Origin of the sequence: Microbacterium aurugineum, from assembly GCF_023101205.1 — a bacterium.
GTDB classification, from domain to species: Bacteria; Actinomycetota; Actinomycetes; order Actinomycetales; family Microbacteriaceae; genus Microbacterium; species Microbacterium aurugineum.
Genome location: NZ_CP078078.1, coordinates 2,772,409 through 2,795,776, shown reverse-complemented (window position 1 = coordinate 2,795,776; position 23,368 = coordinate 2,772,409). Strand labels below are relative to the sequence as shown.

General features: G+C 68.6%; 22 protein-coding genes. 12 read left to right on the top strand and 10 right to left on the bottom strand.

Annotated elements, in window-relative coordinates:
• Position 1 precedes the first annotated feature (1 nt).
• The 4 genes from KV397_RS13455 to KV397_RS13440 all read right to left on the bottom strand — a co-directional run bounded on the left by KV397_RS13455 (position 2) and on the right by KV397_RS13440 (position 3,653).
• Positions 2-829: an acyl-CoA thioester hydrolase/BAAT C-terminal domain-containing protein gene (locus KV397_RS13455; protein ID WP_131491738.1), complete on the bottom strand. Its 828-nt coding sequence runs from the start codon at positions 827-829 to the stop codon at positions 2-4.
• Positions 829-1,086, bottom strand: coding sequence for a hypothetical protein (locus KV397_RS13450; RefSeq protein WP_227991990.1), 258 nt, complete (start codon positions 1,084-1,086; stop codon positions 829-831). Before KV397_RS13450 ends, KV397_RS13455 begins: the two co-directional genes overlap by 1 nt.
• A gap of 236 nt (positions 1,087-1,322) precedes the next feature.
• Positions 1,323-2,492, bottom strand: coding sequence for an RtcB family protein (locus KV397_RS13445; protein WP_131491740.1), 1,170 nt, complete (start codon positions 2,490-2,492; stop codon positions 1,323-1,325).
• 393 nt (positions 2,493-2,885) lie between these two features.
• On the bottom strand, positions 2,886-3,653 hold the full coding sequence (locus KV397_RS13440) for a siderophore-interacting protein (RefSeq protein WP_248539742.1): 768 nt from the start codon (positions 3,651-3,653) through the stop codon (positions 2,886-2,888).
• Positions 3,654-3,753: 100 nt separating this feature from the next.
• On the opposite strand from KV397_RS13440, the gene KV397_RS13435 reads away from it, so the two are divergent.
• From KV397_RS13435 to KV397_RS13420, 4 genes are read left to right on the top strand one after another with little or no spacing between them, the layout of a single operon-like run.
• A complete protein-coding gene (locus KV397_RS13435) occupies positions 3,754-4,749 on the top strand; it encodes a siderophore ABC transporter substrate-binding protein (RefSeq protein WP_131491742.1) in 996 nt (331 codons plus the stop codon).
• Positions 4,750-4,797: 48 nt separating this feature from the next.
• A complete protein-coding gene (locus KV397_RS13430) occupies positions 4,798-5,784 on the top strand; it encodes an iron chelate uptake ABC transporter family permease subunit (RefSeq protein WP_261811470.1) in 987 nt (328 codons plus the stop codon).
• 7 nt (positions 5,785-5,791) lie between these two features.
• Positions 5,792-6,820, top strand: a complete 1,029-nt coding sequence (locus KV397_RS13425; protein WP_261812677.1) for an iron chelate uptake ABC transporter family permease subunit — start codon at positions 5,792-5,794, stop codon at positions 6,818-6,820.
• A complete protein-coding gene (locus KV397_RS13420; protein ID WP_131491744.1) occupies positions 6,817-7,572 on the top strand; it encodes an iron ABC transporter ATP-binding protein in 756 nt (251 codons plus the stop codon). The genes KV397_RS13425 and KV397_RS13420 overlap by 4 nt, the downstream gene beginning before the upstream one ends.
• An 18-nt stretch (positions 7,573-7,590) precedes the next feature.
• Here the strand turns inward: KV397_RS13420 and KV397_RS13415 are convergent, their stop codons facing one another.
• From KV397_RS13415 to KV397_RS13405, 3 genes are read right to left on the bottom strand one after another with little or no spacing between them, the layout of a single operon-like run.
• Positions 7,591-7,788: a hypothetical protein gene (locus tag KV397_RS13415; RefSeq protein WP_047520535.1), complete on the bottom strand. Its 198-nt coding sequence runs from the start codon at positions 7,786-7,788 to the stop codon at positions 7,591-7,593.
• Positions 7,789-7,810: 22 nt separating this feature from the next.
• Positions 7,811-8,770, bottom strand: a complete 960-nt coding sequence (locus KV397_RS13410; protein ID WP_261811469.1) for a DNA-3-methyladenine glycosylase family protein — start codon at positions 8,768-8,770, stop codon at positions 7,811-7,813.
• A gap of 43 nt (positions 8,771-8,813) precedes the next feature.
• A complete protein-coding gene (locus KV397_RS13405) occupies positions 8,814-9,521 on the bottom strand; it encodes a winged helix-turn-helix domain-containing protein (RefSeq protein ID WP_131491746.1) in 708 nt (235 codons plus the stop codon).
• 332 nt (positions 9,522-9,853) lie between these two features.
• On the opposite strand from KV397_RS13405, the gene KV397_RS13400 reads away from it, so the two are divergent.
• The 3 genes from KV397_RS13400 to KV397_RS13390 all read left to right on the top strand — a co-directional run bounded on the left by KV397_RS13400 (position 9,854) and on the right by KV397_RS13390 (position 14,444).
• Positions 9,854-10,162 carry a GNAT family N-acetyltransferase gene (locus tag KV397_RS13400; protein ID WP_047520540.1) on the top strand — a complete coding sequence of 103 codons (309 nt, stop codon included), beginning with the start codon at positions 9,854-9,856 and terminating at the stop codon, positions 10,160-10,162.
• A gap of 112 nt (positions 10,163-10,274) precedes the next feature.
• On the top strand, positions 10,275-11,444 hold the full coding sequence (locus KV397_RS13395) for an exonuclease SbcCD subunit D (RefSeq protein ID WP_153243589.1): 1,170 nt from the start codon (positions 10,275-10,277) through the stop codon (positions 11,442-11,444).
• The gene (locus tag KV397_RS13390) at positions 11,445-14,444 is read left to right on the top strand and encodes an AAA family ATPase (RefSeq protein WP_261811468.1); all 3,000 of its coding nucleotides are present in this window, start codon (positions 11,445-11,447) and stop codon (positions 14,442-14,444) included.
• A 26-nt stretch (positions 14,445-14,470) separates the two neighbouring features.
• Here the strand turns inward: KV397_RS13390 and KV397_RS13385 are convergent, their stop codons facing one another.
• Positions 14,471-15,028, bottom strand: coding sequence for a phosphorylase family protein (locus KV397_RS13385; RefSeq protein WP_153243591.1), 558 nt, complete (start codon positions 15,026-15,028; stop codon positions 14,471-14,473).
• Positions 15,029-15,137: 109 nt separating this feature from the next.
• Here KV397_RS13385 and nadE point away from each other — a divergent pair, with 109 nt between their 5' ends.
• The 3 genes from nadE to KV397_RS13370 all read left to right on the top strand — a co-directional run bounded on the left by nadE (position 15,138) and on the right by KV397_RS13370 (position 20,288).
• Entirely contained in the window at positions 15,138-15,956 is an 819-nt protein-coding gene (gene nadE / locus KV397_RS13380; RefSeq protein WP_047520547.1) for an ammonia-dependent NAD(+) synthetase, read from the top strand.
• 85 nt (positions 15,957-16,041) lie between these two features.
• A complete protein-coding gene (locus KV397_RS13375; RefSeq protein WP_261811467.1) occupies positions 16,042-19,512 on the top strand; it encodes a TM0106 family RecB-like putative nuclease in 3,471 nt (1,156 codons plus the stop codon).
• Positions 19,509-20,288, top strand: coding sequence for a GNAT family N-acetyltransferase (locus KV397_RS13370; protein WP_261811466.1), 780 nt, complete (start codon positions 19,509-19,511; stop codon positions 20,286-20,288). Before KV397_RS13375 ends, KV397_RS13370 begins: the two co-directional genes overlap by 4 nt.
• Positions 20,289-20,294: 6 nt before the next feature.
• Here KV397_RS13370 and upp read toward each other — a convergent pair whose 3' ends face one another.
• Positions 20,295-20,927 carry a uracil phosphoribosyltransferase gene (gene upp / locus KV397_RS13365; RefSeq protein ID WP_047520553.1) on the bottom strand — a complete coding sequence of 211 codons (633 nt, stop codon included), beginning with the start codon at positions 20,925-20,927 and terminating at the stop codon, positions 20,295-20,297.
• 81 nt (positions 20,928-21,008) lie between these two features.
• Between upp and tadA the strand changes: the two genes are divergently transcribed.
• The gene (gene tadA / locus KV397_RS13360) at positions 21,009-21,464 is read left to right on the top strand and encodes a tRNA adenosine(34) deaminase TadA (RefSeq protein WP_131491752.1); all 456 of its coding nucleotides are present in this window, start codon (positions 21,009-21,011) and stop codon (positions 21,462-21,464) included.
• Between the two features lie 28 nt (positions 21,465-21,492).
• On the opposite strand, the gene KV397_RS13355 is transcribed toward tadA, so the two are convergent.
• Positions 21,493-22,464: a cation diffusion facilitator family transporter gene (locus KV397_RS13355; RefSeq protein WP_047520558.1), complete on the bottom strand. Its 972-nt coding sequence runs from the start codon at positions 22,462-22,464 to the stop codon at positions 21,493-21,495.
• A 60-nt stretch (positions 22,465-22,524) separates the two neighbouring features.
• On the opposite strand from KV397_RS13355, the gene proC reads away from it, so the two are divergent.
• Positions 22,525-23,364, top strand: coding sequence for a pyrroline-5-carboxylate reductase (proC, locus tag KV397_RS13350; protein ID WP_261811465.1), 840 nt, complete (start codon positions 22,525-22,527; stop codon positions 23,362-23,364).
• Positions 23,365-23,368: the final 4 nt, after the last annotated feature.

The following is a 23,368-nucleotide window of genomic DNA, read 5'->3' as shown; positions in this document are numbered from 1 at the left end:
GTCACTCGCGCAGATCGAGCGCCCGGGCGATCGCCGTCCAGGCGTCGGCGCCGAGGGCCGCATCGGCGGATGGTGTGCCGCCCCGACCCATGGTCACACCGCCGTGGACGGCCGTCTCGCCGGGAAGGGTGATGCGGTGTCCGGCCTCGGGGTGGGTGACGAGGGTCGTCTCTCTGGCGTGCAACGAGCGGCGACGCTGGATCTCGGCCGCAAATCGGTCGCTTGGCCAGACGCGGTCGTCTCCGCCGGCGACGAGGATGACCGGACCGGTGATGCCCTCGACCCGGATCTCCGCCGCGCGGGTGAGATCGGGATCGCGGGCGAGGCTGGATTCGTAGAGCGAGCGATACTCGGGCGGTTCGGTCGTCGGGGACCACGACGGATCGAACCCCACGGAGGGAAGCGGAGTGCCACGAAGGCTCCAGTGCGACGACCAGTTGCCGTCGACGATGCCCGACCAGACGACGGATGACGGCGCGACCGCGACGGTGGCGTCGACCGGGTGCAGCGACGCGGTGACGAGTGCCGCTTCTGCTCCGAACGACGTGCCGAAGATCGCGACGCGATCCGCATCACGGCGGAGCAGATCCAACTGGTCGACGAAGATCTCGATCGGTACCTCGTGCGGAGCGGGGCGCTGGCCCGTGCCGCCGAACCAGCGGATGGCGCGGACCCGGGCCCCGTGCCGCGCGAGCAGGTCGGCCCGCTGAGCCTCCACACGTCCGCTGGATCCGGCGAGGAGCAGGACCGCGGTGCCGCAGGGAGCCTCTGGAAAGGCGTCGTGCCGGTCGGCGGGGTCGACCGAGGTGCGGGGAAGCTTCGTCGTCATCACTCGCGATCGAGCCCGAACGTGCGCTTCACGATGGCCTGGACGTCGCGGTCGAGGGCATCGATGCGGGTGTTCACGGTGTCGAATCGGGCGTTCATCTCGGTGCGCAGACCGCCGAGCTGTCCGTTCATCTCGGTGCGCAGGCCAGCGATCTCGCTGCGGACGATCCGGACGAACAGGGTCGAGACGACCGTGAGGGTGCTGAACATCAGCACGGTGAACGATCCGATCATGGTCCAGATCTGTGCGTCATTCATGAATCCCACTCCGTCATCGTCGCATCGATCCGGCAAGCCTGCCAGAGTGCGGGAGGCGAAGATATCGGCTACTCACGAACGGCGGACAACTGGTTTGCATGCCGTTCGGTGGAGGAAACGTCAGTCCCCGCCCTGGGGGGTGTGCAGGAACTCGATCCGGATGCCGTCGGCATCTTCGACGGAGGCGAGGTGCTGCCACCCGACCGGGCGGTGGGGTTCCCACCGCCCGGTCCTGTTCAGTCGCCCTTCACGTTGACGATCTGCCGCAGCGTGTGCCGGATCGATACGAGGCTCGCGGCATCCGCCATCACCTGGTCGATCGGCTTGTACGCCTGGGGGATCTCATCGATGAAGGCATCCGTGTCACGGAACTCGATTCCCGTCATCGCTGCCCGCAGCTGCTCGTGGGTGAAGGTCCGCCGTGCTGCCGACCGGGAGTACTCCCGCCCGGCACCGTGCGGAGAGGAGTTCAGCGACTGCGGGTCGCCGAGCCCCTCGACCACGTACGAGGCGGTGCCCATCGACCCGGGGATCAGTCCTGGTCGCCCGGCGTCCGCCTGGATGGCACCCTTCCGCGACACCCACACCTGCGCGCCGTAGTGCTTCTCCGACTCCGTGAAGTTGTGGTGGCAGTTGATGCGCTCCTGCTCGTCGACCGCGGTGCCGAGGAATTCCGAGACCTGGCGCATGACGCGGTCCATCATCTCCTCCCGGTTCAGCAGGGCGAAGTGCTGGGCCCACCGCAGTTCCCGGATGTAGCGGGTGAACTCCGCGGTCCCCTCGACCAGGTAGGCCAGGTCGGGGTCGGGGAGGTCGATCCACCACTGCTTCGCCAGCCGCTGGGCGACGCCGATGTGGTGTCCGGCGATCTTGTTGCCGACGCCTCGCGATCCCGAGTGCAGGAACAGCCAGACCCGGTCGAGTTCGTCGACCGACACCTCGATGAAGTGGTTGCCCGAGCCGAGCGTCCCCAGCTGCAGCCGCCAGTTCCCGGCGTACTGGGCGGGATCGAAGCCGCTCTTCTCGGCGAGCTGCTCGAGCTCGGCGATGCGCGGTTCGGCGGTGGCCACGACCTTGCGGTTGTAGCGTCCGGCCGATAGGGGGATGGCGCGCTCGATCTGCTCCCGGAGTCCTGCGAGGTCATGACCTGCGAGGTCGTTCTCGGTGAACTGGGTGCGAACGGCGATCATGCCGCAGCCGATGTCGACGCCGACGGCCGCGGGGATGATCGCGCCGAGCGTCGGGATGACCGAGCCGACCGTCGCCCCCTTGCCGAGGTGGGCATCCGGCATCAGTGCCAGGTGCGGGTGGATGAACGGCATGCGGGCCGTGGTGTGCGCCTGAGCGAGTGTCTTCTCGTCGATCAGTGACGCCCACGACAGCAGCCGTGCGGAGAGCCTCTCCATGATTCCTTTCCTTGTGGTGGTTTCCGGCCACAGGTCAGGGGGTCTTCCACGGAAAACGCCCCGGACCTGACGGTACGGGGCGTTGTGAGAGCGGGTGCTGTCACACGGCGCGTGCCGGAGGGTACGACTCGTAGCGGTCATTGCGCTTCTGCTGAAGCTGCAACACCGCTGCGATGGGGAGGTTCCGCTGCGCGGTCATCCGTCGACTCCTCGGCTGGTGTGCTGCGCCGAATGGCACAGCTTTGCCACCCTAGGGTGCGACACGCCCGGGAGTCAAGCGGCACCGACCGCGCCGGAAGGCGAAAACCCAGACCAGCGCCGGGAGCTCCGGTGTGTCGAACCACGACCCGCCGCGAACACGTCGGCTGGTCCGGGCTTTCGCCGGGGGAAGGGTCAGTGTGGCGCGTGGTACTCGGCCTCGCCGCGCTTCCAGTACCCCTTCACGACGGCCTTCGCCGTGTCGACGCCCCAGCGTTCGAGCAGTGCCCTGCCCGGCTTGACGATCGACTGCTCCGCGGCGATGAACACGAACGGGTCGTCTCCGACGGCGTCGTCCGCGGTCAGAGTCTCGAGGAAGGCGATGAGTGCGGAACCGGAGGGGGCTTCGCCGCGATGCAGCCACTCGATGTCGACCGGTGCATCGATCTCGAACTCGCGTCCCTGGTTCACGGTCTCCACCACGATGCGGGCCGGGGTGCCTGCCGGGATCAGCGCGGCGAAGCGTCGGATGGCGGGGATCGCGGTCTCGTCGCCGACCAGCAGCCAGGAGCCAGGGTCGCCGGCCAGCACGGCTGACCCGCGCGGACCGCCGACACCGATCCGGGAGCCGAGCGGTGCCGTCGCCGCCCAGGGGGCCGCGACGCCCTGATCTCCGTGCACCGCGAACTCGACATCGAGCCAGTCGTCACCCCAGGCGAGCGGCGTGTACTCGCGGCTCGGCGAGGCGCGGAGTTCCTCGACCGAGTCCGTGGGGCCGGAGGGGAAGAAAAGCCGCATGTGGTCGTCGGCGCCCGGCGAATCGAAGCCGGCGAGGTCCGAGCCGGTCAGCCGCACGCGGACGAAATCCGGCGCGAGCCATTCCCGGGCACTCAGTGCGACGTGGCGGAAGCGCAGCTCCAGGCCACGACGTTCGATCGAGAATCCGGATTTCGTGTTGCTCATAAAGTAAGGCTAACCTAAAACTGTCGAGGGAAGGTTGCCCTAACCTCGCCATCCGGCGCCCGTCGTGTGCGCATCGATCCCGCAGAACAGGAGTCTCTCCATGTCCGTGCCCAGAACCCTCACCGCCACGAGCGTCGCGCTCGTCGGTCTTCTCGCCCTCGCCGGCTGCGCATCCGGCGGTTCGGCGGAATCGGAGAACAACGAACCCGCAGCCGCGACCGTCACGGTCGAGGACAACACCGGCACGCACGAGATCGCGACACCTCCCACCTCCGTCGTGGCTCTCGACAACCGCACCTTCCAGACACTGTCCGACTGGGGCGTCGAGCTCTCGGCCGGAGCCGTCGCGCTCATGCCCGAGACCGTGTCGTACGTGAAGGACGACGGCATCGTCGACATCGGACTGCACAGCGAGCCCGACCTCGAGGCCATCGTCGCCGTGGAGCCCGACCTGATCATCAGCGGCCAGCGGTTCACGCAGCACAACACCGCGATCGCCGACCTCGTGCCCGATGCGACGATCGTCGACCTCGAGCCGCGCGAGGGAGAGCCCTTCGACGAGGAACTCAAGCGCCAGGTCACCGTGCTCGGAGAGATCTTCGGCAAGCAGGACGAGGCCGCGAAGCTCGTCGAGGACTTCGACGCCGCTGCCGAGCGCGCGAAGGCCGCGTACGACGACGCCGACACCGTCATGGCAGTCAACACCTCGGGCGGCGAGATCGGCTACCTCGCCCCGACCGTTGGCCGCTCGCTCGGCCCGATCTACGACCTTCTCGGGCTCACCCCGGCGCTTCAGGTCGACGACGCGACCGATGACCACCAGGGCGATGAGATCTCCGTCGAGGCGATCGCCGCGTCGGACCCCGACTGGATCCTCGTGCTCGACCGCGACGCCGTGTTCGCTGCCGAAACCCCGGACTACGTGCAGGCTGCGGAGATCCTCGAGAGCTCCGAGGCCCTCGCCGGCGTCACGGCCGTGAAGGAGAAGCAGCTCGTCTACATGCCCACCGACACGTACCTGAACGAGGGCATCCAGACCTACACGTCGTTCCTCAACGACTTCGCAGACGCCCTCGAGAAGAGCGCGAAGAACTGAGGTACTGCGGCGGCATCCGGATGATCCGGGTGCCGCCGCACGGTCATCATGGTCTCCACCGACATCACCCAGCCGCCCCGCCACGCCGGGCGGCTCTTCGACGTGAAACTGCTCATCGGCGTGCTCGTCGTCGCGGTGCTCCTCGTGATCTCGCTCTTCACGGGCGTCTACGACATCGCCGGGGCGGACGACGGCGCGCAGATGTTCCAGATCACGCGCGTCCCCCGCACGATCGCCCTCGTTCTCGCCGGCGCCGCAATGGCCATGGCGGGCCTCGTGATGCAGCTTCTCACCCAGAACCGCTTCGTCGAGCCCACGACGACCGGGACCACCGAATGGGCGGGGCTCGGGCTGCTGATGGTCATGATCCTCGTGCCGCAGCCGTCGCTCCCGATGCGGATGGCCGGTGCGATCCTCGCGGCCTTCATCGGCACGATGGTGTTCTTCGCGTTCCTACGCCGGGTCGCCCTCAAGTCCTCGCTCATCGTCCCGATCGTCGGCATCATGCTCGGTGCGGTCGTCGGTGCCCTGTCCACGTATCTCGCCCTGGTCACCAACTCGCTGCAGATCATCGGCGTCTGGTTCGCGGGGAGCTTCACCTCGGTGATGCGCGGTCAGTACGAGATGCTCTGGATCGTGGCGGTCATCGGGGTCATCGTCTTCATCGTCGCCGATCGGCTGACCATCGCCGGACTCGGGGAGGAGGTCGCCACGAACGTCGGTGTGAACTACAGCCGGATCATCCTGCTCGGCACGGTGCTCATCGCGGTGACCACCGGTGTCGTGACGGTCGTCGTCGGCAATCTTCCTTTCCTGGGGCTGATCGTGCCGAACATCGTCTCGATGGTGCGCGGTGACGATCTGCGCAGCAATCTGCCGTGGGTGTGCCTGCTCGGCATCGCGATCGTCACGGTGTGCGACATCATCGGCCGCACCATCATCATGCCGTTCGAGGTCCCGGTGTCGTTGATCCTCGGGGTCGTCGGCGCGGTGGTGTTCGTGCTCCTCCTGCTGAGGCAGCGTCGACGTGGCTAGCGCGGTGATGACACCGAGGACGACGGGCGGCCCGGTGCGATCGGCCGGCTCGTTCACGACCCCGCGAGCGCGCCGTCGCTACGTCCTCGTCCTCGGCGTGCTCGTCGTCCTCGCCGCCGTCTCCGGCTTCGGGCTGCTGGCATGGGCGAACCCGATGCCGGTCGGCTCCGCAGGATTCTGGCGCATCGCCCAGCACCGCGCGATCGATGTCACCGTGATGGCGCTCGTCGCCGTGTCCCAGGCGATCGCCACGGTGAGCTTCCAGACCGTCACCAACAACCGCATCATCACGCCGTCGATCATGGGCTTCGAGTCGCTGTACCGCGTCGTGCAGACCTCCACCGTCTACCTGTTCGGGGTCGCCGGACTCGTCGCGATCCAGGGCATCGGCCAGTTCGCGATCCAGGTCGTCATCATGGTCGGACTCGCGGTCGCCCTGTACGGATGGCTGCTCTCGGGGCGGTACGGGAACCTGCAGATCATGCTTCTGGTCGGCATCGTGATCGGCGGCGGTCTCGGAGCGGTCGCCACGTTCATGCAGCGTCTGCTCACCCCCAGCGAGTTCGACGTGCTCGCCGCCCGTCTCTTCGGCAACGTCTCGAACGCGGACGCCTCCTACCTGCCGCTCGCGATCCCGCTCGTGATCGTGGCCTCCGCTCTGCTGTGGATCCGATCGCGTCGGCTCAATCTCATGGCCCTGGGCCCGGACGCCGCGCGCTCGCTCGGTGTCGATCATCGGCGCGAGCTGTTCGTCGTGCTGTTCCTCGTCGCCGTGCTGATGGCGACGTCGACCGCGCTGGTCGGGCCGATGACCTTCCTCGGCTTCCTGGTCGCCACGCTCGCCTACCAGTTCGCCGACACGCATGACCATCGGCTGATCTTCCCCGTCGCGGTGCTCACCGCCTTCACGATCCTCGCGGGGGCGTACTTCGTGATGAAGAACGTGTTCTACGCGCAGGGGATGGTCTCGATCCTGATCGAGCTCGTCGGCGGGACCGTGTTCCTCATCGTCATCCTCAGAAAGGGCAGACTGTGATCGCTCTCGACGGCGTCCGCCGGGACTACAGCAGCGAGGTTGCGATCGGTCCGGTCGACCTCGAAATCCCGACCGGCGGCATCACCGCGCTGATCGGACCCAACGGCGCAGGCAAGTCGACGCTGCTCACGATGATCGGCCGGCTGAACGGAATGGATGCGGGGGCCATCGAGATCGCGGGGCTCGATGTGGCCTCGACGAAGTCGAAGGACCTGGCGAAGGTCGTGTCGATCCTGCGTCAGGAGAACCACTTCGTCACGCGACTCACCGTGCGCCAGCTCGTGGGATTCGGCCGGTTCCCGCATTCGAAGGGACGGCTGAACCGGGCCGACGAGGAGATCATCAGCCAGGCCATCGACTTCCTCGACCTCGGTCCGCTGGAGGGGCGGTACCTCGATGAGCTCTCCGGAGGGCAGCGTCAGCGCGCCTACGTGGCGATGGTGCTGGCACAGGACACCGAGTTCGTGCTGCTGGACGAACCGCTGAACAACCTCGACATGCGCCACGCGGTGCAGATGATGAAGCACCTGCGACGGGCGGCGGAGGAGCTCGGACGCACGATCGTGATCGTGCTGCACGACATCAACTTCGCGGGGCACTACGCCGACCACATCTGCGCGATGAAGGACGGCGCGGTCGTGGAGTTCGGATCCCCTGCCGCGATCATGACGGATGAGGTGCTGTCACGGGTCTTCGACACCCCCGTGAGCGTGATCGCCGGACCCTCCGGACCGCTCGCGGTGTACTACTGACCTCCGGGCACGAGCTCCTCAGAGCTCGATGCCGTGGTCTTCATCGTTGACGCCGGCGTTGTTCCCGCGCCGCGACTCGTACCCGAGGAACCAGCCCAGCCACACGATGGCGGCGAGAAGAACGCCCAGCCACACATTCTGGAAGATGAGCCCGACCACCACGCCGACGATCAACAGGCCGACAGTGATGGAGATGCGGATCGCTCTGCGGGACATGGCCCCAGCATAGGCGGCGGAGTCAGCGGTCGCGATGGTTCTCGGGTGCGAGGCGAGGGCCTCGGCGCGGCTCGTGCACCCCGCTGGCGGCGATGAGGCGGACCGCTCGCTGCCGTTGCCCCGTCCAGGGAGCGAGGAGCTCGAGCATCCCGGCGTCATCGGTGCGCGTGCCGGTGAGAGCGTAACCGATCTCGTGGGCGAGGTGGTAGTCGCCGACGCTGACGGCATCGGTATCGCCGAGCGCGCGGGCCCGGGTCTCCGCCGAGGTCCACACCCCGACGCCGGGAAGGCTCGTGAGAACGCGGTCGCGCGCCGTGCCGTCCGGGGCGGTCCGCACGGCGTGGGCGATGCGATCGCCTCGTTCCGCGGCGCGCACGAGGGTCCGGGACTGTGGGGGCTCGACCCCGGCGCGGTGCCACGCCCAGGAGGGGATGCGGTGCCACTGTGCGGCGGTGGGCGCGGTGAACATCGGTCGGGGCGTCGGACCGGGGGCGCGCTCGCCGAAGCGGGAGACGAGCCAACGCCACGCTCCGAACGCCTGCATGCCGGTGACCTTCTGCTCGATGATCGCGCATGCCAGCGCGTCGAACACCTCGTCGGTGCGTGTCAGGCGCAGCCCGGGATGGCGATGCGCGGACTCGGCGACGAGAGGGTGATGCGATGCGTCGAACCCCTCGGCGTCGTCGTGGGCTCCACAGAGTGCGGGGACGGCGTCGAGCGCGAAGTCCGTTCCGGGGCCCCAGGCGGTCGCGCGCACCTCGCCACCGATCGTGCGCACCGCCAACGTCGTCGGACCGAGAGGTGTGCGCACTGCCCGCCAGATCACCGATCCGGTGATGACCATGGTCGGATCGCCCGTGCCACGGCGAAGGAAGCCGAGTGTGCGGCCGAGATCGAGAGGGTGCGAGGGGCGGTAGACGGTCTCCCGAGGGGCATCCGATGGCGCGACCTCAGCCGCTGCGGATTGCGCCGTCGATGTCATGCGCCCACCCTACGCGCCGGCCCTGACACCGACTCGCAGACGGTCAGAAGCGGTCGGGCGAGGGGGTTCCGTGTCCGTAGCGGATGACGACGTCGGCGTGACGGTCGAACCGGTAGCCGATTCCCCGCACCGTGCGGACGATGTCCTCGTAGCGTCCGAGCTTCGCGCGGAGACGACGCACGTGGACGTCGATCGTGCGCTCACCGGGGGTCTCGTCGTCCTGCGCCTGCCACAGAGCAGAGACCAGCTCGCTGCGTTCGATCGTGCGGCCCTCGCGCAGCACGAGGTACTGCAGCAGCTCGAACTCCTTGTAGGTGAAGGCCGCGGACTCCCCGTCGATCAGGACGCGCTTGCGGGAGATGTCGACGGTGACGCCGCTCTCCTCTTCCGCCGTGTCCTCTTCGGCAGCGGCCTTGGTGCGCGCGATGGCGCCCGGCTCCTGCAGGGCGAGGCGGACGACGTCGAGGTCGCGGCCGCCCGAGCCGTGCGGCGCGAGGGCGACCGTGGCGTGCGTCTCCGCACCCGGAGCGAGTTCGGCGAGGGTGCGCCGCAGGGCATCGACGAGCAGCGGCAGGCTCACACCGGCTTCGGCGGCCTTGATCTCGTCGAGCCCCACGTAGAGCGCGAAGCCTCGCGGGGAGCGGACGGCGGGAAGGTCTGCGGTGGCGGAGGGCACCGGTGCGGTGGCCTCGGTACGAGTGCGGATCGCGGCGGTGGTGGCGGGACGCTCGAGAAGTGCGGTGTTCGACATGATGATGAAGTCCTCAGGACGTGAGCCCGGATCGAGGGGGGCTCTGATGCGTTGCATGAATGACCGGCGGAGCCGGGAAGCGAGCAGAGGGTGGATGCTCGGAGACACTGGCCTCGCAGTTCGCGAGGAATCAGGTCAGGCGGGGTGGCTGTTCGTTCAGCGACACATTCGGCAACACATGCCAACGCGACCGGGCATCATCATCCCGGCAGTCCTGTTCGCCTCCTGGGCGGACAAAGGGCTTGCGTTGGTGGTCATGGGGGGATTATGTCCGATCGTGACGCCCCATGTCAAAACGCCCGGGCGCTCCTGGCGGGCGTAACGTGGATCGAATGACGATCTCGCACACTGTCGGAGGCTTCATCCTGACCGACGAGAAGGACGCGTCCCGCTACACGCTCATGCGCGATGGAAAGCTCGTGAGCGTTCTCGACTACCGCGACGACGGTCACACGATCGCTCTCACCCGCGCGTTCACTATCCCGACTTTCCGCGGCAACGGCTACGCGGGCAAGGTCGTGGAGGGTGCGGTGGCCGACATCGAGGAGCGTGGCGACCGCACGGTGGACGCGGTGTGCTGGTACGTCGCCGATTGGTTCGCCGCGCACCCCGAGCACGCCCCCCTGCTGCGCTCGCGCTGACCGCCGTCGTTTCATGACGTCGTGTTACGGCGGGTTACCGACGGGGTGACGTCATGAACGGGTCGCGGCACGCCTCGGACGGAATGTCCGAGGGGGTTCGTACCGTGTGAGTATGCGAATCCTGCACACCTCCGACTGGCACATCGGCCGCACGTTCCATGGCAACTCGACCATGGACGCGCTGACCGAGGTGCTCGGGGCGCTGACCGAGCAGGTGCGCACGCACTCCGTCGACGTCGTGGTCGTCGCCGGAGACGTCTTCGACTCCGCGACGCCGTCCGGTCCCGCCTACTCGCTCCTCGGCGATGCGCTGGTGGCGCTGGACGAGGCCGGGGCGCGAGTGATCGTCACGAGCGGAAACCATGACTCGGCCGCGCGACTCGGTTTCCAGGCGCGGCTGCTCCGTGACGGCATCCACGTGCTGACCGATCCGCTCGCCGTCGGGGAGCCCATCACGATCGCGGATGCCGATGGACCGGTTCATTTCTTCGGCATCCCCTACCTCGAGCCGGCCATCGTGCGTCAGCACTGGCCCGAGGGCGACAGCGCGGGCCGCCCGTTGCGCACCCAGGCGCAGACCATGGGGCATGCGATGGACCTCGTCCGTGCGGGCATGGACACGCACGAGGGCCGTGCGGTCGCCATCGCGCACTGCTTCGCCGCAGGGGTCGATGCCACCGCAGGCCTCGAGCGCGAGGTGCGTCAGGGTGGGCTCGACGTCGTGCCCCTCAGCGTGTTCGACGGCCCCGACTACGTGGCGCTCGGGCACATCCACGGTCGCCAGACGCTCAGCGAGCGCGTCCGCTACGCCGGGGCTCCGCTGCACTACAGCTTCGGCGAGCAGCACAAGGCGCGCGGTTCGTGGCTCGTCGACCTCGATGCCCACGGTCTCGCCGCCGTCGAGTGGCTCGAGCTGCCCGTGCCGCGTCGTCTGGTCACGCTCACGGGAACGCTCCACGAGATCCTGGCGCCGGAGATGGTCGCCGAGCATGCGAACGAGTGGGTGTGCGCCGTGTACACCGATGCTCTGCCCCAGGCCGAGCCGATGCGGCGTCTGCGCGAGAGCTACCCCTACTGCGCCATGGTGCAGCACCAGCCCGTGGCCGTCTCCGAGGCGGAGGAGAGGTCGTACTCGCAGCGACTCCGGACCGCGGTGACCGATGTCGACCGGATCGAGGCGTTCCTCGAGCACGTCCGGGCCGGGCACGGCGCCACGGATGCGGAGCGCGACCTGATCCGCGCGGTGCTCGACGAGCGCGTGCGCGCGGAAGCTCTCGTCTAGATGCGCCTCCATCGCCTGGAGATCGAGGGGTTCGGCCCTTTCCGGTCGCGGCAGATCGTGGATTTCGACGCTTTCGGCGACGATGGCATCTTCCTGATCGCCGGGCGGACCGGCGCCGGCAAGTCGAGCATCCTCGATGCCGTCTGCTTCGGTCTCTACGGTGGTGTGCCACGCTACGACGGGGGCGAGAAGCGGCTCCGCAGCGACCACTGCGAGCCCGATGATCCCTCCGAGGTCGTGGTCGAGTTCAGTACTCCGGCCGGTCGGTTCCGCGTGACGCGCTCGCCGGAGTACCTTCGTCCGGCCAAGCGCGGCGGGGGGCTGACGAAGCAGGCCGCAGCGGTGTCACTGGAGGAATGGACGGACGCGGGCTGGGTGGGGCGTGCCGCACGAGCCGTCGACGTCGCAGGCGACCTCGATGAGATCCTGCAGCTGAGCCGCGAGCAGTTCCTGCAGGTGATCCTCCTGGCGCAGAACCGCTTCTCCGAGTTCCTGCTGGCGGGGAGCAGGGATCGCCAGGCGCTGCTTCGCCGCCTCTTCGGCACTCAGCGATTCGAAGACGTGCAGGCCCGTTTCGACGAGCGGCGCCGCCAGGCGGAGCAGACGCTCGGTGCGCGGCTCGCCACCGTCGACGCTCGTGTCGGTGAGGCCGAACGTCTGGTGGACACCGCGGGCCTCTCGGGCGATGCCGACGACGGCACGGCCCCCACGGCGGCGGGGGAGCAGCCGACGGCATCACTGACGATCGATGAGCGTCTCGACGCCCTTCGCCGAGCCCAGGCGCGAGCGGACTACCGTGCCGGGCGGCGGGCCTCCGAACAGGCCGACGCCGAGAAGCTATCGGCCGAGGCCGATGCGGCGCTGGCGACGACGCGTGAGGAGCGGCGCGCACAGCAGGAACGCGACCGTGCACGTGCGGCACTCGCCCGTCTCGAAGCGGATGCGCCGCTGATCGACGAGGCGCGTGCCGAGCTCACGGCTGCGCGTGCTGCCGAGGCGCTGCGCTCGACGATCGCCGCGGCATCACGGGCTCACGAGCTGGTCGACGCTGCCGCGACGGCCGAGGAGCGCGCTCGCGCGGAATGGGACGCCCTCGAGTTCGACGTCGACGGAGACCTCGAGGCGTGGGTGACGGCGCGTACCAAGGAGACCGGGTCCTGGGAGCGGGCGCGTGAGCTCGAGGAACAGGTACCGGCCCTCGACGAAGAACTGCGGATCGCGGTCGCCGCCGTCGACGCAGCGACCGCACGCATCGAGGCCGGGGAAGCGGAGCGCGCCTCGTTGCCCGACGCGGTGGCCGCGCTGAAGGCGGAGCGAGACCAGACCCGGCGCATCGCCGATCGTGCGGACGACCTGAGGATCGCGCGGGAGTCGGCGGACGTGCGTGTCGTGGCGGCGAGGGCAGCCCGGCAACTCCAGGCCGACCAGGCGGCCACGGAGCGCGATCTCACCGCTGCCACCACCGAGCACGCCGCTGCGCAGACCGCGCTCGCGAAGCTCCGTCAGCGTCGCACCGACGGGATGGCCGGCGAACTGGCGTCGAGTCTCCGCCCTGACGACCCCTGCCCGGTCTGCGGCTCTGTCGAGCACCCGAGCCTCGCCACGCACTCCGATCCGGTGTCGCCCGACGACATCGCCGACGCCGAACTCATTCGTGACGCTGCGGCAGAGCGGGAGCGTGAACTCATGTCGGCCGCATCGGCCGTGCAGGCCGAGTTGGCCGCGGTCCTGGCTCGCGCCGACGGAAGGAGCGTCGAGCAGGCCGAGAGGGAGCACGCCGAGGCGACGGCGGCGTACACACGCAGCCTGAGCGCCGTGGAGGAGTTGGAGGCGATCGACGCGAGACTGGCGGCACTGACGGCACGTGTCGAACGGCTCGAGGCCGAGAAGGCGGCAGACGCGGCGGCCCTCGCTCAGGCACGAGAAGACCACGCCGTGCTGCGGCAGCGGGAGGCGCAGGCGCGCGAGTCGATCGCCGAGGCTCGGGGCGACTTCGACACGGTCGCCGCCCGGCTCGCGGACACGGCGACCGCGATCGCCGCCGCCCGTGCTCTCGCTGCGGCGGTCGCGGAACACCGCCGCAGGTCCGAGGCGCTCGTCGCTGCGGAATCCGAGCGAGACACGGCCCTCGCCGACTCGCCTTTCAGCGACGCGGCGGCCGCGGAGGAGGCGCTTCGCTCGTCGGCGGCGCAAGAGACCCTCGACGCCCGGATCGCGCAGCATGCCGTCCAGCGCGAGAAGGAACGCGGGATCCTGTTCGATCTGGAACTGCGCACGCTCCCCGAAGAGCCCATCGACCTGGAACCGGCCGAGCAGGCGGCGGAAGCCGCCCGGGCGCTCTGGAAGGGCGCGGTCGATGAGGCGGCCCGCGCTGCAGGTGTCGCCGAGCGACTCGAAGGGTTGATCGAGTCGGCTGCCGCGGAGAATGCGAGGACGACCGCGGAGGCGACCGAATTCGAGCTGCTGAAGAATCTCGCAGACACGATCGCCGGACGCGGAGCGAACACGCACAAGATGACTCTCGAGACCTTCGTCCTCGCCGCCGAACTCGAAGAGATCGTCGAAGCGGCGAACCGGCGGTTGCACGACATGTCGACGGGGCGCTACCAGCTGCGGCATTCGGATGCGCTCGCCGCACGAGGCGCCGCTTCCGGCCTCGGCATCGTGGTCTTCGACGCGTTCACCGGACAGTCCAGGCCGCCGCAGTCCCTCTCGGGTGGGGAGACGTTCCTCACCTCGCTCGCGCTCGCGCTCGGCCTCGCCGAAGTCGTCACCGCGCGAGCCGGCGGCATCCGCTTGGACACGCTCTTCATCGACGAGGGATTCGGCTCGCTCGACGGAGACACTCTCGATGTCGCCATGCGCACCCTCGACGAACTACGACAGGGCGGCAGGACCGTCGGGGTGATCAGCCACGTCGAGGCCATGCAGGAGCAGATCCCGGCGCAGCTCACGGTGCGGGCGTTGCCGAACGGTCCCAGCATGATCGAGCCTCGCTGAGGTGGTGCCCGAACGGCGCCGCGGTGTCACACGCCGTATTCGGCGAGGATGAACTCGCGCAGCTGCACACTGCAGCGCGCGACGGCTTCGCGCCAGTCCGTGAGGGCGCCGTCTTCGGCCTGATCGGAGATGGCCCGGAACACGCGGATCGGGACCTCGAACCGCCCCGCCACCCAGATGTACGCATAGGTCTCCATATCGACCAGAACCGCGCCGGACGGGCGGATCACGGCGGTGATCTCCGCGTCCTCGACGAAGTGGTCGCCGGTCGCGATCAGCACGCCCTCCTTCCCGGTCGACACCTTCGTGGGAAGGGAGACGTGCTGCCCGGAGATCCCGTCGAGATCGGTGACGTCGTGCTGGAATGCCGTGCCGACCTCGTGCACCCTCGACTCGAGGTCGGGGTCGATCGCCCCGGCGGTGCCCACCACGACGATCTCGTCGTAGTCGTTCGCATCGAGGGCACGGGTGAGTGCGTACGTCGCCTGCAACTTGCCGGGGCCCGTGATGAGCCGATCGAAGCCCTCGAGCTCCTCCGGGAAGGCGGACAGTTCGGAGGCGAGCGCGGCGACGAGGAGTTTCACTGCCCCATTCTCTCAGGTCACCGCGGACAGAACCTGACGAGCGACGCGGCGTCACCCGGGTGTAACACGGAGGGGCGATACTGATTCGAGGAACAGAGCGGAGGATCACATGTCGTTGCAGCAGCAGATCTCGGAGGACCTCGGCGTCCGGCCCGAGATCGATCCCGAAGCCGAGGTCGAACGTCGAGTCGCGTTCCTCGTCGAGTACCTCCGCACGACGGGCGCGAAGGGTTACGTACTCGGGATCTCGGGCGGGCAGGACTCGACCCTCGCCGGGCGTCTGGCGCAGCTCGCGGTCGAGAGGGTGCGGTCCGAGGGCGGCGAGGCGAAGTTCCTGGCCGTGCGCCTGCCGTACCGCGTCCAGCACGATGCGGCGGACGCTGAGGCGGCACTCGACTTCATCGCTCCGGATTCCTCGGTCGAGGTCAACATCCAGAACGGCGTCGACGGTGTCGAGGAAGACATCGAGTTCGCGGTCACGAGTGACATCAGCGACTTCAACCGCGGCAACATCAAAGCACGCGTGCGCATGGTCACGCAGTACGCGCTCGCCGGGCACGACGGCCTCCTCGTCATCGGCACGGATCACGCTGCCGAAGCGGTGACGGGTTTCTTCACGAAGTTCGGTGACGGCGCGGCCGACATCCTTCCGTTGTCCGGTCTCAGCAAACGGCAGGGGCGTTCGCTACTGCAGTTCCTCGATGCCCCGGATCGACTCGCGTTCAAGGTGCCCACCGCCGATCTTCTCGACGGGCAACCCGGCCGGGCCGACGAGGAAGAACTCGGGCTCACGTACGAGCAGATCGACGACTTCCTCGAAGGGCGGTCGGTGGATCCCGACGTCGCCGGCCGCATCGAGGCGCGATACCTGGCGACGCAGCACAAGAGACACCTGCCGGTGACCCCGGACGACACCTGGTGGCGGTGATCGCAGGCCGCTTCTGAGGGCGTCCCGCTTCGCCCGTGTCGGATGCCGCGGATAGTGTCGAAGCATCCGACAGAACGGGAGCATCGTGCGGATCGACACTCAGGCGCAGCGCGTCATCTGGAGCGCGAGCGACCTCAAGGCGGCCGCGGAATGCGAGTTCGCGTGGTGTCGGGCGATCGACGCGAAGCTGGGCCGGGTGCCGGCCGTCGAAGAGCCGGAGGATGCGACGCTGAAGCGCGCCGCGGAGCTCGGTGACGTCCACGAGCAGAACGTGCTCGCCCGCTACATCGACGACCTCGGCGACGAGAACGTGCATCGCATCGAGAAGGTGTCCTCGGTCGATGCGGAGGCGTTGGCCGCGGCGATCGACGAGACCGTGCGGGCGCTGCGGTCCGAGGCGCTGGTCGTCTTCCAGGCGGCTTTCGCGACCGAGGAGTTCGTCGGGTTCGCTGATTTCCTGCGCAAGGACGACGAGGGGCGGTGGCGTGTCCAGGACTCGAAGCTGGCGCGCAAGGCTCGCGTGACGGCGCTCATGCAGCTCGCGGCATATGCCGATCAGCTCGACCGGCTCGGCATCCCGCGCTCCGATGAGGTCGATCTCATCCTCGGCGACGGCACCCTCAGCACGCATGCCGTCGACGACCTGCTCCCGCTGTTCCAGGTGCGTCGCGCCCGGCTTCGTGCACTCATCGCCGATCGTCGTGTCGCCGACGGTGCGACGGGCACTCCTCTCGCCTGGGGCGATGATCGCGGTGACCTCCAGATCGTGGCCTGCGGCCGGTGCGCGACCTGTGAGGAGCAGGTGCTCGCGCATCGAGACCTCCTGATGGTCGCGCGGATGCGACCGGTGCAGCGGGCGCGACTGCGGGCAGCCGGTGTCGAGACGATCGACGCCCTCGCCGCCGCGGTCCATGCTCCGGCGGGAATGAACACCGACACGTTCGAGAATCTCCGCGCTCAAGCCCGTCTGCAGCTGCGCGCGGATGCAGAGGGCGAGCCGACGTACGACGTGCACTACGCGCAAGCGATCCATACTCTTCCCCTGCCGAGCCACGGCGACATCTTCTTCGACTTCGAGGGGGATCCGCTCTACACCGAGCCCGCAGCCGACGGGGAGGCGCAGTGGGGGATCGACTACCTCTTCGGCTGGGTAGACAACGCGGACCAGTACTCGGCGCTGTGGGCGCACACCTTCGCCGACGAGAAGCGGGCGCTCGAGTCCTTCCTCGACTTCGTCACCCTGCGCCGGGCGGCGCATCCCGGTATGCACATCTATCACTACGCCCCGTACGAGACGTCGCATCTGGTGGCGATGGCCGCGCGACACGGCGTGCGCGAAGGAGAGGTCGACCGGCTGCTGCGAGAAGGGGTGTTCGTCGATCTGTACCCGCTGGTGCTGCGCACCGTGCGGGTGGGATCCCGCTCGTACTCGATCAAGAAGCTCGAACCGCTCTACATGGGTGAAGACGTGCGCACGAGCGACGTGCAGAAGGGCGACGACTCGATCGTTCAGTACGTCGCGGCGCGCGAGCTCGCGGCGGCCGGGAACCAGAGTGAGGCGGAGGTGGTCCTCGCCGACCTCGCCGACTACAACCGCTACGACTGCGTGTCCACGCGAAGGCTGCGCAACTGGCTCATCGACATCGCACGGCAGAAGGGCGTCACACCGGCGCCGCCGGACGCCGCCGACGAGGTCATCTACGAGCCGTCGCCCCGCTCCGTCGCGCTCCTTGCCGACGCGGAGCAGGCCGTGGAGGCCGGGGGCAACGGACTCGTCCATCGCATCGCGGCCGCGGCGATCGACTACTTCCCTCGCGAGGCGAAGAGCTTCTGGGTGTCGCATTTCCAGCGGCTGCGGGAGCCGGTGACGATGTGGGACGGCACGCGAGACGTGGTGCGGGTCGATCGTCCCTCGTCTTCCGTCCGTCGGGACTGGAGTATCGGGGAAGGGCGCAGGGTGATGTCCCGCGACATCGAGATCCGGGGAGAGGTGTCACCGGGAACGACCCTCGGCGCGGGTTCGCAACCGTTCGCCCTGTACGAGGTGCCGGCGCCCTTCGATACCGAAGTGCCGTCCCGAGCAGTCCACGTGCCGCACACCGTCACGGTGGCCGAAGTGCTCGACGACGGTTACCTCGTCACCGAATCGGCGGTGCAGGGCCAGACCTGGGACGAGCTTCCCCTCGCACTCACCCCCGCCGCGCCGCCGCGGGTCGTCTCCCTGCAAGGGGCGATCGACGAGTGGGCCGATGCCGTGCACGTTGCGGCCCCGGGCTACCCGCATGATGCCGCGACCGACATCCTGCGTCGTATCCCTCCGCGCACGACGTCAGGGGATGCGCTCCCGCCCGCAGACGACGACGTCATCGACGCGATCGTGCGCGGCGTGCTCGACCTCGACCACAGCTATCTCGCCGTGCAGGGGCCTCCCGGAACGGGCAAGACCTACACAGGGTCTCGTGTGATCGCACGTCTCGTGAACGAGCACGGTTTCAAGGTCGGCGTGGTCGCGCAGTCGCACGCCATCATCGAGACGCTGCTGGCGCGGATCGTGTCCGACGGCGTCTCGCCCTCTCAGGTGGCGAAAGCGCCGAAGGATCCCGACGCCGAACCGCCGTACACCGCGATCCCGAAGAACGGCATGGCAGCCTTCCTCGCAGAGCACATCGGTGAGGGTGCGGTCGTCGGTGGCACGGCATGGGACTTCAGCAACACCCAGCGCGTCGACAGGGAGGGACTCGATCTGCTCGTGATCGACGAGGCCGGACAATTCTCGCTCGCCTCGACCATCGCCGTGGCCGCCGGTGCGAAACGGCTCCTGCTGCTCGGTGATCCGCAGCAGCTCCCGCAGGTGAGCCAGGGCGCTCATCCCGAGCCGGTGGACACGTCCGCTCTCGGGTGGGTGATGGACGGCGATCCGGTGGTCCGGCCGGAGTACGGCTACTTCCTCGCGCGATCGTGGCGCATGCACCCGGCGGTGGCGGCTCCGGTGTCGAAGCTCGCATACGCCGGACAGCTCGCCTCGGCGCCCGGCACGGAACTCCGCTCGCTCGACGGTGTGGAGCCCGGACTGCACGTGGTTCCGCTCCGGCACCGGGGGAACGCCACCGCGTCAGCGGAGGAGGCCGCCGAAGTCGTGCGGCTCGTCGACGATCTGATCGGTCGGACTTTCACCGACAACGACCCGAATGCCTCGGCGCGTCCGCTGACGCAGTCCGACATCATCGTCGTCACGCCCTACAACGCGCAGCGACAGCTGGTGCTCGATGCGCTGGCCGATGCAGGCTTCCCGGATGTTCCCGTGGGGACGGTCGACAACTTCCAGGGCAAGGAGGCGGTGGTGTCGATCACCTCGCTGGCTGCCTCGAGCGGTCGGGATGCGCCGCGGGGGCCGGAGTTCCTGCTGCTGCAGAATCGTCTCAACGTGGCGATCTCCCGCGCTCAGGTCGTCGCCTACCTCATCCACTCCCCGGCCCTCCTCGACGATCTGCCGTATACGCCCGAGGGAGTCGCTCGTCTCAGTGCCTTCGCGCGTCTCGTGGGTGCGGCGGAGTGAGCGTCCACACCACGGAGGACATCCTCCGGGCTTCCGCTGCGTGGGTGTGGTTCCCCCGCGACAGCGATCAGGTGCACGAGGAACTGCAACTCGTGCGGTACCCGGCGCGCTTCGGCGGCGGGGTTCGTGCATCGCAGGTCCGCTCGTCTGGCGATGCCTCTTCGGTGCTCGATCACGCGATCGCGCACACCCGCGGCTGGGGCGAGGCGCAGCTCACATTCTGGACCAACCCCTCGGACTCTCCCGATCTCGAAGACGAGCTGCGTCGGCGCGGCGCCGAGCACATCGACACCGTCGCCGTCCTCGCGCGCGCCATCGATGAACTCGTCGTCGACGTCCCCGGTGAGGCGTCGGCGGAGATCGTGCGCACGCTCGAACAGGTGCGGGAGGTCGACGCGATCAACGTGCCGGTCTGGGCGCAGGAACCGCTCGACGAGGAGGGGATCCGCATCGAGAAGGATGAGGTCGTCGCAGGGCTGAAGACGGGGCGCGACGTGCGCGTCCTCGGTCGGCTGGAGGGACGGTCCGTGAGTACCGGCGGGTGCACGATCGTCAACGGCTTCGCACGGTTGTGGGGAGCGGCGACCCTACCGGATGCGCGTGGTCGGGGTGCGTATCGGGCTGTCCTCGCCGAGCGGTTGCGCGCTGCCGCCGAACGGGGCGCGGCGACCGCCCTCGTGAAGGGCCGTGTCGCCACGTCCGCACCGATCCTCAGGCGTGTGGGCTTCCGGCATTTCGGCGACGAGCGCGCCTATCGACTCACCCTCGCAGACTGATATCGGTCAGACCGTGCCGTAGAGGCGATCGCCGGCGTCGCCGAGTCCGGGGACGATGTAGCCCTTTTCGTCGAGACGCTCGTCGAGCGCGCCGAGCACGAGGGTCACGTCGCGGTCGCCCGCCATCGCCTCGATCGCGGCGACGCCTTCAGGGGTGCCGAGCAGGCAGATCGCCGTGACGTCCTTTGCCCCGCGGTCGAACAGGAACTGGATCGCCGCCGCGAGCGATCCACCGGTGGCGAGCATCGGGTCGATGGCGAAGCACTGGCGGTCGCTCAGGTCGTCGGGGAGACGCTCGGCGTACGTGGTCGGCTCGAAGGTCGTCTCGTCGCGCACCATTCCGAGGAACCCGACCTCTGCGGTCGGGAGCAGCTTGACCAGACCTTCGAGCATCCCGAGGCCGGCGCGGAGGATCGGCACCACGATGGGACGCGGCTCCGAGATCTTGACGCCCGTGGTCGTCGTCACGGGGGTGGTGATCTCGATCGGGCTGACCTTCACATTGCGGGTCGCCTCGTACGCGAGCAGGGTCACGAGTTCTTCCGTGAGCTGACGGAACACCGGCGACGGGGTGCGCGCGTCGCGCAGCACCGAGAGCTTGTGAGTGACGAGAGGGTGGTCGGCGACGTGAACACGCATGGATACAGGGTAATGCGCCAGGGAGCCCGGCACGACATCCGGGCCCGGGTGACCTGGGTGCGGCTGTCGTAGGCTCGACGCATGACCGCCGCCGACGACCTCGCGATGCAGCGGGCGCTCGCGCTTGCGGACGAGGCAGCGGCAGCGGCGGAGATCCCGGTCGGAGCGGTGATCCTCGACCGTGACGGGAACATCGTCGCCGAGGGGCGAAACACCCGCGAGGCCACGAACGATCCGACCGGTCATGCCGAAGTGGAGGCCTTGCGTCGTGCGGCGGCATCCGTCGGCTCGTGGAATCTCGAGGGGCACACTCTCGTGGTCACCCTCGAGCCGTGCATCATGTGTGCCGGGGCGATCCTGCAGGCGCGCATCGGGCGCGTGGTCTTCGGTGCCTGGGACGAGAAGGCGGGCGCGGCCGGCTCCATGTACGACGTCCTGCGCGACCGGAGGCTTCCGTACCGCGCCGAGGTGATCGGCGGTGTGCAGGCGGACGCGGTGGCGACGCAGCTGCGCACCTTCTTCGAGCAGCGGCGCTGAGCACTCGCCGCCCGTCCGGACTCCGCGCTCAGTCGGAGGACTTCAGCACGAAGACGTCGGTCGACGGCTCGGGATCGATCGCGGGGCGATACACGTCCGGCTCGATGTAGACGATGCGCGCGACCGGAACGGCCTCGCGGATGCGCGCCTCGATCGCGTTGATGTCGTCGGCGGCTTCCCGCAACGGCTTGTCGGCGTTGAGGGCGATCTTCGCAGCGACCATCAGCTCGTCCGGTCCGAGGTAGAGAGTCTTCATGTGGATGATCTTCTCGATCTCGTCGCCCGCGTTGATGGCATCGACGATGCGGTCGTGATCGGCGGCCGTCGCCCCTTCGCCGACCAGCAGGCTCTTCGTCTCGACGCCCAGCACGATCGCGATCAGCACCAGCAGCACACCGATCATCACGGTGCCGAGGGCGTCGAACACCGGGTTTCCCGTGAGGAGCGTGAGCCCGACGCCGAGCAGCGCGAACGTGAGGCCGGTCAGCGCACCGACGTCTTCGAGCAGCACGACGGGGAGTTCGGGAGCCTTCGAACGACGCACGAAGGAGACCCACGACTGCCCCTTCTCCCGCACGATGTTGCTCTCACGCACCGCGGTGCGCAGCGAGAACGACTCGAGCCCGATCGCGATGAAGAGGACGACCAGCGGCAACCACCACCAGGTCCTGTCGAGCTCGTGGGGGTTGGTGAGCTTCTCGACGCCCTCGTAGATCGCGAACAGTCCACCGACGGAGAAGAGGATGATCGACACGACGAACGCGTACACATAGCGCTCCCGGCCATAGCCGAAGGGGTGTGCACGGTCGGCTTCGCGACGTGCCTTGCGTCCGCCGAGCATGAGCAGGAGCTGGTTGCCGGAATCGGCGACCGAGTGGATGGCCTCCGCGAGCATCGAGGCGGAACCGGAAAGCGCCCAGGCGACGAACTTCGCGAGCGCGATGCCCAGGTTCGCCAGGAACGCCGCGACGATGGCCTTGTTGCCTCCGGATGCACTCATGGGACGAGTCTAGAACCGCCCACCGGAGGATGCAGGGAGTGCCCGCCGTAGGATGACGACATGGCTGACTCGCTTCCTTCCCTCGCTTTCCTCGGTGCCGGCTCGATGGGCGGTGCGATCCTGCGCGGAGTGGTCGCGTCGGGCATCCGGATCGACGGCGGGATCACCGCGACGAACCGCACCGCGGAGAAGGCGGAGGCGTTCGAAGGGCTCGAAGGCGTCACCAGCATCGCACTCGCAGAGCGGCCGGACGGCAACGTCGAGGCCGCTGCGGGCGCGCGCATCGTCCTGGTCGGCGTCAAGCCGGCGATGGTGCCCGACCTGCTGCGCGAGATCGCCCCGCACCTCGCCGCCGACGCGATCGTGGTGAGTGTCGCCGCCGGTGTCACGCTGCAGACCTTCGCCGATGTGCTCGGCCCCGATGCCCGCGTGATCCGGTCGATGCCGAACACTCCGTCGACGGTGCGCAAGGGCGTCACCGGTCTCGCCGCAGGCGCCGCCGCGACCGCGGACGATCTGTCGCTCGTGCGTCGTCTGTTCGAGACCGTCGGCGCCGTCGTCGAGGTGCCGGAGTCTCAGATCGACGCGCTGTCGACGATCTCGGGATCGGGTCCGGCCTACGTGTATCTGCTGATCGAGGAGTTCACGAAGGCAGCCGTCGGCATGGGCTTCGAGGATGTCGACGCCAGGCTGATGGTGGAGCAGACATTCATCGGCGCGACCGCACTGCTCGACGCCTTGGGAGAGGACCCTGCCGAGCTGCGTCGCCGCGTCACGAGTCCGAAGGGGACGACGGAGCGGGCTGTCGCGGTGCTGCAGGACGCGCACCTCGACCGCACTTTCTCCGATGCCGCCGCCGCCGCACTCGCGCGGGCGAAGGAACTCGCCGCCGGAGCCTAAGCCG